The sequence below is a fragment of the Paenibacillus baimaensis genome (assembly GCF_025567575.1).
Genome location: NZ_JAOQIO010000082.1, coordinates 1 through 1,283 on the forward strand (window position 1 = coordinate 1; position 1,283 = coordinate 1,283).

Annotated in this window: 1 pseudogene; it reads left to right on the forward strand. The window is 58.6% G+C overall.

Annotation, left to right across the window (positions count from 1 at the left end):
• Positions 1 to 1,283, forward strand: a pseudogene (locus OB236_RS19250) (collagen-like triple helix repeat-containing protein); the annotation flags it as partial.

Here is a 1,283-nt window from a genome sequence, read left to right on the forward strand (position 1 = left end):
TCGCAGGGTGACCAAGGAACTGAAGGCGTTCAAGGACCTCTAGGTGCTCAAGGGCCGCAAGGCGTACAAGGACATCAAGGTGATCAAGGGCCGCAAGGCATACAAGGATCGCAAGGTGTACAAGGCCCTCAAGGTGGACCACAAGGTGACCAAGGACCTCAAGGCGTACAAGGACCTCAAGGTGTTCAAGGACCGCGGGGTGACCAAGGACCGCAAGGTGCTCAAGGGCCGCAAGGCATACAAGGACCTCAAGGTGTTCAAGGACCGCAAGGCATACAAGGACCGCAAGGTGTTCAAGGGCCGCAAGGCACACAAGGACCGCAGGGTGATCAAGGACCGCAAGGCACACAAGGACCTCAAGGTGCTCAAGGGCCGCAAGGCATACAAGGACCTCAAGGTGTTCAAGGACCGCAAGGCACACAAGGACCGCAAGGCGTACAAGGACCTCAAGGTGACCAAGGACCGCAAGGCGTACAAGGACCTCAAGGCGTACAAGGACTGCAAGGTGTTCAAGGGCCGCAAGGCGTACAAGGCTCGCAGGGTGATCAAGGACCTCAAGGCGTACAAGGACCTCAAGGTGATCAAGGACCGCAAGGCATACAAGGACCTCAAGGTGATCAAGGACCGCAAGGTGCCCAAGGGCCGCAAGGCATACAAGGACCGCAAGGTGCCCAAGGGCCGCAAGGCGTACAAGGACCTCAAGGTGACCAAGGACCGCAAGGCGTACAAGGACCTCAAGGCGTACAAGGACTGCAAGGTGTTCAAGGGCCGCAAGGCGTACAAGGCTCGCAGGGTGATCAAGGACCTCAAGGCGTACAAGGACCTCAAGGTGATCAAGGACCGCAAGGCATACAAGGACCGCAAGGTGCACAAGGGCCGCAAGGTGCCCAAGGGCCGCAAGGCATACAAGGACCTCAAGGTGCCCAAGGGCCGCAAGGCATACAAGGACCGCAAGGTGCACAAGGGCCGCAAGGCGTACAAGGACCTCAAGGTGCACAAGGGCCGCAAGGCTTGCAAGGATCGCAGGGTGTACAAGGACCTCAAGGTATTCAGGGCCCGCAGGGTGATCAAGGACCTCAAGGTGCTCAAGGACCGCAGGGTGATCAAGGACCGCAAGGCATACAAGGACCTCAAGGTGCACAAGGGCCGCAAGGTGATCAAGGGCCGCAAGGCACCCAAGGACCGCAAGGCATACAAGGACCTCAAGGTGTTCAAGGACCACAAGGCTTACAAGGACAGCAAGGTGCACAAGGGCCGCAAGGCGTACAAGGACCTCAAGGTGC